We start from the raw sequence: 7867 nt of genomic DNA, 5'->3' as shown, positions 1-7867 counted from the left end.
GAAGACCCGCTCGCCCGCCTCCAGCACGTTGACCCGGTAGGGCGCCTGCAGGGCGACCCGCAGGCCCGCGCCGTCCGGATCGCGGCGGACCTGCGCCACGTAGGCCGGCATCTCGGCGGCCAGGCGGTCGCGCTGGCCGGTCACCGGCTCGCGGAAGCTCACCACCAGCACCCCGCCGGTGACCTTGGCGGTCACCTTCACGCCGTGGTCGAAGGTGAGCGCGATGCGGCCGAAATTCTTCTGCTCGCTGCCCTGGATCGCGACGAGCTGTGCCGCATCGGCCGCGCCGGTCCCGGCGGCCCAAACCGCCAGCGCCATCAGCGCCGCAGCGCGGCGGTTCCTGCCCGTCGAACCCATCGCATCCGCCCGAAAACCCCGAGCCGGCACCATGGCGGCACAGGGCTAATGAGGGCTTAACTTCGGGTCATCCGGCCTCGATACGGCCGGTGCCGACGCGTTCCGCGCCTCGTCGAGCCTCCTTGCGGGCCCGTCCCACACCGAGGCGATGCGGGAGGCTCAGCGCACCCCGTCGAGCGCCGGCAGCTCGCCGGGCGGCAGGCCCGGGGCGGCGGAGGCGGCCTTCGGCCCGCCGCCGCCGCGGGCGCGCTGGGCGAGCGCCACGGTCAGGCGCTCGGCCGCCTCGGGCTGCATCACGGCCAGCACCTCGGCCATCTTGCGTGGGTTCATGCCCACCACGACCGGCACCAGGACATCGAGCTTCAGCCTGTCGAAGACCCGGGCGGCCTCCTTGGGCTTCATCGTCTCGTACATCGTGACCAGGGACTTGAGCCCGGCGGCCTCCGCCTCGGCGCGCTTGGCCGCGGCGTCGTCGCCCTTCTGCTCCAGGGTCTTCAGGTCGTTGATGCGGGTCTCGAGCTTGCGCTCGGCATTCTCGATCAGCTGCTCGCGGGTCTCGAGGTCGCGCGAGCGCTGCTGCAGGACGTCGCGCCGGGCGCCGAGCTTCTCGAGGATCGCCCGCTCGGAGGGCGAGACCGGCTCGGCGGCCGGCCGCGGCGGCTCCGCCGGGGCGGGCGCCGCCGCCGGCTCCTTCGGCGCCTCCTTGGGCGAGACGGAGCCGGTGATCGCCGGATCGGTCGGCTCGTAGCTGGAGCGGGCATGGACCAGCAGCTCGGCGAAGCGGGCGCCGGTGGACGGCCCGGCATTGAGCACGGCCAGCACCTTCAGCAGCAGGAGGCCTGAGGCCGCCACCGCCACCGCATCGACGAGGCGCAGGCGGATCATCGGCCCGCGCCAGACCGGGTTCGCCAGCAGGCGCCGCGCCAGCACGGCGACGGAGGGGGGCGCCTGCGGGACCTTGACGGGCAAGGTGCCGGCGGGCGTCGCGACGGGTGGATTGACGGCGGCTGGCTTCGCGGCGGCCGGCGTGGCGGCGGGCGCAGCGCCGGCTCCAGCCATGGCGGCAGGGGCCGCCGCACCGGCGGCGGGCGAGCCGCCGGCCGGGGCTCCGGCGAGCGGCAGCCCGGCGAAGCGGCGCAGGAGCGGCGCGAGGCTCATGCGGCCTGGGCCTGGAGGCGGCTCAGGGCCCGCTCGCTGAGGGCGCGGGCGGCGGCGGCGGCGGCGCCGAGGCGCTCGCCGGTGGAAACCGGCCGCGGCTCGGGGGCGGGCGGCGGCGCAGGGGCGACCGGCTCGGGCGCGACGGTCCCCTGCGCCGCGGCGGCCTGCGGCTGGGCGAAGGCGGCTTGAGAGAAGGCGCCCTGCGAGAAGGCATCTTGGGAGAAGGCGGCTTGGGAGAAGGCAGCTTGGGAGAAGGCAGCTTGGGCCGCCGGAGCCGACATCTCGCCGGGCACCGCCGCCCGGGCCTGGGCGACGATGCGGCCGATGCGCGAGAGCACCTCGTCGCCGGCCTGCAGCTGGGCGGCGAGGTCGGCATTGGTGCGCTCGGCCAGGCGCAGGCGCTCGGCGAGGGTGCGATCGCACTCGGCGAGCGTGGTGCGCAGGCCGGCGATCGCCCGCTCGGCGGTTTCGGTCGCCACCATCAGGTCGCCGATGGTCTGGCGCATCGCCGTCTCGTCGCCCTTGAGGCGGGTGATGCGGCGGCCGAGGCTGACGGAGGTGGCGATGCAGGCGACGAGCAGGACCGCCACCAGCAGGTCGGCCAGGATGCTGACGATCAGGCTCACGATGCGGCCTCGCTCGGGAACGTGAAGAGGGACATGCGGCGCTAGCCGTCCTTGCGGTTCTGCATCGAGGCCTCGAAGGCCGCGAGGGTGGTGCGGGCGCGGCGCAGGGGGCGGGTCACCTGCACGGCGATGCTGTCGTCGAGGCGGCCGATCCTTCCTTGCGTCATCGCCCAGTCGCCGCAGCGCAGGGTGATGAGGTCGGCGGGCTTGGCGTCGAACATGATGGTGTCGCCGACTTCCAGCGACAGCACCCGGCGCAGGGGCAGCGACATCTCGTGCAGCACCGCCTCGACCGCCACGTCGGCCTGGAAGATCTCGGTGGCGAGGTGCCCTTCCCAGATGTGGTCGCGGCCGAGCTTCTCGCCCATGAAGCTCTGCAGCAGCAGGTCGCGGATCGGCTCGATCGTGGCATAGGGGAAGAGGATCTGGAGCAGGCCGCCGCGGCCCTCCATGTCGAGCTTGAGATCGATCAGGATCGCGGCGTTCGCCGGCCGGGTGATGGTGGCGAAGCGCGGGTTGGTCTCGATCCGGTCGATGAGGAAGCGCACCGGCGAGAGCGGCTGGAACGAGGCCTCGAGGTCGCCGAGGATGATCTCGACCATCCGGCGCACCAGCTGCATCTCGATCGGCGTGAACGGCCGCCCGTCGAGGCGGATGCTGGTGCCGCCGCGCTTGCCGCCGAGCAGCAGGTCGAGGGTCGAGTAGGCGAGGTTCGACTCGACCGTGACGAGGCCCGAATTCTCCCAGGTATCGGCCCGGAACACGCCGAGCAGGGTCGGCAGCGGGATCGCGTTCAGGTAGTCGCCGAAGCGCACCGAGGTGATGTTGTCGAGGGTGACCTCGACGTTGTCCTGGAAGAAGTTGCGCAAGCTCGTCGACAGCAACCGGATCATCCGGTCGAAGACGATCTCGAGCATCGGCAGGCGCTCGTACGAGACGACGCCCGAATCGACGATGGCCCGGATGCCGCCCGCGCCCGAGGCCGAGAGCTCGCGCAGCGAGAATCCCAGGACCTGGTCGATCTCCTCCTGGTTCAGGATGCGGTCGTTGCCGGCGAGTTCGGGGAGGTTCTCGGCCTCGCCCTCGTCGATCATGTTGGCCCACTCGGCCGCCATGTCGCTCGCCTGGGTGGCGGTGCCCTGCTCCGCCAGCGCCGCGCCCCATTCCTCGGCGAGCGAGGCGTCGCCGCCGCCGCCCTGCTCGATCAGGGCCGCAGCCCAGTCGTCGTCGTCGATGGTATCGTCAGGTCCGGCCACGGAAGCACCAAGTCCCGCTCGAGGATTGTTACTGGATCACGAAGTCCTTGAAGAGCACCGCGTCGACCTTGGCGGGATAGACCGCCACGTTGACCCGGCGCAGCAGCTCCTCGCGCAGGCGGTAGGTGCCGCCGGCGGCCTCGAAGTCGCCGACGCGCAGCTCGCGCACGAAGACCTGGAAGGTATCCTCGACCCGGGGCATCAGGGGCTGGATCTCGGCCACCACCTTGGAATCCCGTACCTCCAGCGCAACCTTCAGGCGCAGGAAGCGCGGCTGGGTCTGCCCGGGCTCGGGCATCAGGTTCATGGTCATCTCGCGGACATCCATGAACGCCACCGGCAGCTTCTGCTCGACGGCCTGCTTCTCGGCCTGGGCGGCGCGGCTGCGCATCACCATGAACCCGCCACCGCCGCCGGCCACCAGCAGCAACACCGCGGCGCCGATGATGATCAGCTTCTTCTTACCCCCGGCGGGGGCCGCGCCCTCCTCGCCCTCGCCCTCTGGCGCAGGCGCCTTCTTCGGCTTCTTGGCCATCCCCCGCCGTCCAACCCCTTGAAAACCCGTCACCGGGCCTGTCCGTAGAGTGAGCGAAGACGGTTAACGTGCCGTTAAGGCGGCAATTTCTGCCCGGTCGAACCTGCCGGGTCGGCACGAAACGACCGGGCCGGCCGCCCCCTGCGATTAACCAAGCATTTGCCATGACAGCAGAATTCCGGACGGCGCGGCCTGGCACGGCCCCTGCGATCATCCTTGCGGGTCCGCCGCTGGGGAGCGGGGTGGCCCGACACCACGCATCGTCGGGGAGTAGCCGGTGCAGAATGCTCAGTTGATCGGGCTCTCGTCCCAGATGGCCCTCGGGCGCGAGCTCGAGGTCATCGCCAACAACATGGCCAACGTCACCACGACGGGCTTCAAGGCGCGCGCGACGCGCTTCCAGGAATACCTGATGCCGAAGGCGAGCGCGGAGACCTTCCAGCGCCCCGACCGCAAGGTCTCCTACGTCATCGATGCGGCGACGCCCCTCGACATGCAGCAGGGGCCGATCGAGCCGACCGGCAACCCGCTCAACGCGGCGATCCGCGGCGAGGCCTTCTTCGCGGTGCAGACGCCGCAGGGCGAGCGCTACACCCGCAACGGCGCCTTCGAGCTGAACCCGCAGGGCCAGATCGTGACGAGCGACGGCTACCCGGTTCTCGGCGACGGCGGCCCGATCCAGATCGGCCAGCAGGAGACCGGGCTGGCGCTCGGGCCGGACGGGACCGTCTCGACCAACCAGGGCACCCGGGGCCGCCTGCGCCTCGTCACCTTCGCGAACCCGCAAGGCCTGACGAATGCCGGCGCCAACCTCTACTCGTCGAACACCCCCGCGCAAGCAGCCGGCCCCCAGGGGCGGATCGAGCCCGGCGCGCTCGAGCGCTCGAACGTCCGTCCGGTCCTGGCGATGAGCCGGATGCTGGAGGTGAACCGCACCTACCAGCTCGTCTCCGACACGGTGTCGCGGCTCGACTCCTTGCGCGGCCAGGCGATCCAGCGCCTCGCCGACGTCGGCAACGCGTAAAGAGGACGCCCGACGATGCGCGCGCTCTACGCCGCCGCCACCGGCATGGCGGCCCAGGAACTCAACGTCCAGGTCATCTCGAACAACATCGCGAACCTGCGCACCACCGGCTACAAGCGCCAGCAGGCGCATTTCCAGGATCTGCTCTACCAGAACCTGCGCCGGGCCGGCACCGCGACCTCGGACCAGAACAACCAGCTGCCGGCGGGCCTCGCCCTCGGCTCGGGCGTGAAGACGACCTCGACCGCCCGGGTGATGTCGCAGGGCACCCTCACCTCGACCGAGAAGACCTACGACGTCGCCGTGCGCGGCGAGGGCTTCTTCCAGGTCACCATGCCGGACGGGCGCACCTCGTACACCCGCGACGGCTCGTTCGACCTCGATTCGCAGGGGCAGATCGTCACCCGCGAAGGCTACCTGATGAACCCGAACATCACGGTGCCGAACAACGCCACCAGCGTGACGATCAGCGCCTCGGGCATCGTCCAGGCGACGATCCCCGGCCAGACCGCACCGCAGAATCTCGGCCAGATCCAGATGGCCCGGTTCGTCAACAAGGTCGGCCTGGAATCGATCGGCGACAACCTGTTCGTCGAGACCCTGGCCTCGGGCCCGCCGATCACCGGCAATCCCGGCACCGACGGGTTCGGCAACCTGCAGCAGAGCTACCTCGAAGAGGCCAACGTGAACGCGGTCTCGGAGATCTCCTCGCTGATCGCCGCGCAGCGCGCCTACGAGATGAACTCGAAGGTGGTGACCGCCGCCGACCAGATGCTCTCCACCACCTCGCAGATGTTCCGCGGATGAGCGCCCCGATGATCCACCCCGCTCCCGCCGTCCCGGAGGCCCGCCGCGCCCTGCTCGGGCCCGGCATCCTCTCGCGCACCGCCCTCGCGCTGCTGGCACTCACTGCCCTCACCCTGCCGGTGCTCGCCGGCGAGCCCTCCCGCCTCGCGCTCCGGGGCGACATCACCGCCGAGCGCGACGTCATCACGCTCGGCGACCTCGTCGCCGGCGCGCCGCCGGCCCTCGCCCAGAAGGCGCTGTTCCGGGCCCCGGCGCTCGGCACCTCCGGCACGATCCAGGTGCGGCGCATCGTCGAGGCGGCGGCCGGGCTCGGGCTCGACGCGCCGGAGAGCGGCGGCCGGCTCCAGATCTCGGTGCAGCGCGCGGCCCGCCGCATCGCCGCCCCCGAGATCGAGGGCGCCGTGAAGGCGGCGCTCGCGAAGGTCCGCGGGCTCGATGCCGGCTTCGTCACGGTCTCTTTCGAGGGCGAGCCGCCGGTCCTGACCGTGCCGCCGGACCTGATCGGCGCGGTCTCGGCCCAGGAGGTGACCTACGATCCCCGCAGCCGCCGGGTCGCCGCCCTCGTGGTGGTGGGCGAGCGCCAGGCCTCGCTCCGGGTCGCCGGCCAGGTGATCGAGATGGCCGACGTCGCGGTGCTGACCCGGACGATCAACCGGGGCGAGACGCTGGCGGCCCCCGACATCGCGGTCGAGCGCCGCCCGCGCGAGGGCCTGCCGGCGGACGTCGCGGCGGACGCCGCCGCCTTCATCGGCCAGGTGGCGCAGAAGCCGCTCGGCGCCGGCACGGCGCTCCGCGCCGGGGAGCTCAGCCGCCCGGACCTCGTCGCCCGCGGCGAGGCGGTCACCATCGTGTACGAGACCCCCGGCGTGGCGCTGGCCCTGCGCGGCCAGGCCCGCGAGGGCGGCCCCCTCGGGGCGGTGATCGGGGTGATCAACCCGGTCTCCAAGAAGGTGATCCAGGCCACCGTGATCGGCCCCGGCCGCGTCACCGTGGCGCCGATCGTGCCGGTGACGGCGGCGGCCCCGGCCGCCCCCGCCCGGCTCGCCTCGGCCCGGCCGTGAGGAGGCGCAGCATGTCCCTCTCCCTCCGCGCCCACTCGCGCCTCGCGATCGTCGGCCTCGCCGGCGCGCTGCTCGCCGGCTGCAACACCGCCGACCGGCTCACCCAGATCGGCGCGACGCCGGCCCTCTCGGCGATCGAGGACCCGACCGCGCAAGCAGGCTACCGCCCGGTGCGGCTGCCGATGCCGGATGTCCAGCCGGTCTCCTACGCCTCGAACTCGCTCTGGCGCACCGGCTCGCGCGCCTTCTTCAAGGACCAGCGCGCCGCCAAGGTCGGCGACCTCGTGACCGTGAAGGTCAACGTCACCGACAGGGCGAACCTGAACAACGAGACCAAGCGGTCGCGCTCGAACAGCGAGTCGTTCGGGATGCCCAACGCCTTCGGCCTCGAGACGAAGACCAAGCTCCTCGCCGGCATCGACCCGGCGAAGATGCTCACCACCGACGCCACCACCACCAATGACGGCGCCGGCTCGGTGCAGCGGGCCGAGACGGTGACCACCAACGTGGCGACGATCGTCACGCAGGTGCTGCCGAACGGCAACCTGGTGCTGGAAGGGCGTCAGGAGATCCGCATCAATTTCGAGGTGCGCGAATTGATCGTCGGCGGCGTGGTGCGGCCGGAGGATATCGAGTCCGACAACACCATCGATTCGAGCAAGATCGCCCAGGCCCGCATCGCCTATGGCGGCCGCGGCCAGATCACCGACGTGCAGCAGCCGCGCTACGGCCAGCAGTTCCTCGACATCGTGCTGCCGTTCTAGCGAGCGGTCGCCGACGATCCCGCACCGGGCGGCACGCTCCCCCCTTGAGCCGCCCGGACGCGGCGCGGCCCCGGCACTCCCGCCGGGGCCGCTCTCGTTTCCGGTGGTGACATCAGAAAAGGCCGGACCGCGGTTCGCGCCATCCCGGCCGTCACATCATCGTGTTTGCAGGAAAATGCGGATCGGGACCCGCGAACGAACCCTCCCCCCTCTGCGGAGGAGGGTTGGCGAACGGAGTGAGCCGGGAGAGGGGACGCCGTTTCCGGAGAGGTCGCGACC

Annotated in this window: 8 protein-coding genes and 1 pseudogene; 4 read left to right on the top strand and 5 right to left on the bottom strand. The window is 71.8% G+C overall.

Annotation, left to right across the window (positions count from 1 at the left end; all coding sequences use genetic code 11):
- The 5 genes and pseudogenes from VQ03_RS23580 to fliL all read right to left on the bottom strand — a co-directional run.
- Window positions 1-357, bottom strand: a pseudogene (locus VQ03_RS23580) (hypothetical protein); the annotation flags it as partial.
- 159 nt (window positions 358-516) lie between these two features.
- Complete coding sequence (locus VQ03_RS23575; RefSeq protein ID WP_342586475.1) at window positions 517-1515, bottom strand: MotE family protein; 999 nt, start codon at window positions 1513-1515, stop codon at window positions 517-519.
- Window positions 1512-2141 carry a DUF6468 domain-containing protein gene (locus VQ03_RS23570; protein WP_083468186.1) on the bottom strand — a complete coding sequence of 210 codons (630 nt, stop codon included), beginning with the start codon at window positions 2139-2141 and terminating at the stop codon, window positions 1512-1514. Before VQ03_RS23570 ends, VQ03_RS23575 begins: the two co-directional genes overlap by 4 nt.
- Window positions 2142-2182: 41 nt before the next feature.
- Window positions 2183-3397: a flagellar motor switch protein FliM gene (fliM, locus tag VQ03_RS23565; RefSeq protein WP_048453342.1), complete on the bottom strand. Its 1215-nt coding sequence runs from the start codon at window positions 3395-3397 to the stop codon at window positions 2183-2185.
- A 28-nt stretch (window positions 3398-3425) separates the two neighbouring features.
- Window positions 3426-3932 carry a flagellar basal body-associated protein FliL gene (gene fliL / locus VQ03_RS23560; RefSeq protein ID WP_048453341.1) on the bottom strand — a complete coding sequence of 169 codons (507 nt, stop codon included), beginning with the start codon at window positions 3930-3932 and terminating at the stop codon, window positions 3426-3428.
- 277 nt (window positions 3933-4209) lie between these two features.
- Between fliL and flgF the strand changes: the two genes are divergently transcribed.
- From flgF to flgH, 4 genes are read left to right on the top strand one after another with little or no spacing between them, the layout of a single operon-like run.
- Entirely contained in the window at window positions 4210-4956 is a 747-nt protein-coding gene (gene flgF / locus VQ03_RS23555) for a flagellar basal-body rod protein FlgF (protein WP_048453340.1), read from the top strand.
- Between the two features lie 15 nt (window positions 4957-4971).
- Window positions 4972-5763: a flagellar basal-body rod protein FlgG gene (flgG, locus tag VQ03_RS23550; RefSeq protein WP_048453339.1), complete on the top strand. Its 792-nt coding sequence runs from the start codon at window positions 4972-4974 to the stop codon at window positions 5761-5763.
- Window positions 5760-6824, top strand: coding sequence for a flagellar basal body P-ring formation chaperone FlgA (flgA, locus tag VQ03_RS23545; protein WP_048453338.1), 1065 nt, complete (start codon window positions 5760-5762; stop codon window positions 6822-6824). Before flgG ends, flgA begins: the two co-directional genes overlap by 4 nt.
- Before the next feature lie 11 nt (window positions 6825-6835).
- Window positions 6836-7588, top strand: a complete 753-nt coding sequence (flgH, locus tag VQ03_RS23540; protein ID WP_048453337.1) for a flagellar basal body L-ring protein FlgH — start codon at window positions 6836-6838, stop codon at window positions 7586-7588.
- The last annotated feature ends 279 nt before the right edge of the window (window positions 7589-7867 follow it).

It is taken from the genome of Methylobacterium tarhaniae, from assembly GCF_001043955.1.
In the GTDB taxonomy this organism is placed as follows: domain Bacteria; phylum Pseudomonadota; class Alphaproteobacteria; order Rhizobiales; family Beijerinckiaceae; genus Methylobacterium; species Methylobacterium tarhaniae.
This window is presented reverse-complemented; position numbering and strand designations above follow the sequence as displayed.

What these genes read in the sequence shown, in the direction of transcription:
- VQ03_RS23575 (WP_342586475.1), bottom strand. Translation starts at nt 1,515, where the DNA reads ATGAGCCTCGCGCCGCTCCTGCGCCGCTTCGCCGGGCTGCCGCTCGCC.
- fliL (WP_048453341.1), bottom strand. Translation starts at nt 3,932, where the DNA reads ATGGCCAAGAAGCCGAAGAAGGCGCCTGCGCCAGAGGGCGAGGGCGAG.
- flgG (WP_048453339.1), top strand. Translation starts at nt 4,972, where the DNA reads ATGCGCGCGCTCTACGCCGCCGCCACCGGCATGGCGGCCCAGGAACTC.
- flgA (WP_048453338.1), top strand. Translation starts at nt 5,760, where the DNA reads ATGAGCGCCCCGATGATCCACCCCGCTCCCGCCGTCCCGGAGGCCCGC.
- flgH (WP_048453337.1), top strand. Translation starts at nt 6,836, where the DNA reads ATGTCCCTCTCCCTCCGCGCCCACTCGCGCCTCGCGATCGTCGGCCTC.